The 693-nt window shown below is 47.3% G+C and carries 1 protein-coding gene; it reads left to right on the top strand.

The window, feature by feature from the left end:
* Positions 1-268: 268 nt before the first annotated feature.
* The coding region (gene traF, locus R7Z49_RS25190; RefSeq protein WP_318112413.1) for a conjugal transfer protein TraF at positions 269-693 on the top strand (425 nt) is incomplete at its 3' end.

The raw sequence follows: 693 nt of genomic DNA, 5'->3' as shown, positions 1-693 counted from the left end.
GTATGCAGTGAAAGTTGCACGTACGGTTCTTAGAGGGGCGGCACTTGGTAACAAGTGTCGTCTACTCGACAAAAACGAGTTCATCTGACCGACCACTTATCGCTCAAAGCGGTCCAATCATAAATTTGGCTCGTTAAATTTAGCTGTTGTTACTGTTACTGGTCACAACAGCTAGTCAGAAACACACACAATTCCTTCATCTATCTGGTCAATCACCTTAACGGCGTTCTTTAGCATGTTAGCTCTGTGAAATTTTCTGGAGCTGACAATGAGAACCCCTTTGTTACCTTGGTTCATCCTATGGGTGACCATCCCAATCATTATTCTCTTTCTATTCATCTTGCCCGCCCGTGCTAGTGATGGGCAATTCTATCAGCGTGGTCAGGAAGGCTGGTTTTGGTATCAGGTCATTCCTGAGCCAGCGGAGGCTGAAGAGCTTATTAAGCCGGAATCTGGTGCGGCAGAGTCGATTCAGAGCGAACTAAAGCCCCTCAGTGCCGCATGGTTCCGAGAGCATATGCAATCGTTTATGGACAAGGCAATTGATGAGCCAACGAGTGAGAATGTCAGAGCCTATCTGTATCTTCAGCGCGTCATGATGGATAAGGGCTCACTATTTGCTGATGTTAGTCAGCAGGTGGTCATGGGCGATCCTGTTTTGGATGAAATCAGTCGCAGACCCTTGGCGACCTA

The organism is Vibrio sp. 1562 (assembly GCF_033340155.1).
Classification (GTDB): Bacteria; Pseudomonadota; Gammaproteobacteria; order Enterobacterales; family Vibrionaceae; genus Vibrio; species Vibrio alginolyticus.
This window is presented reverse-complemented; position numbering and strand designations above follow the sequence as displayed.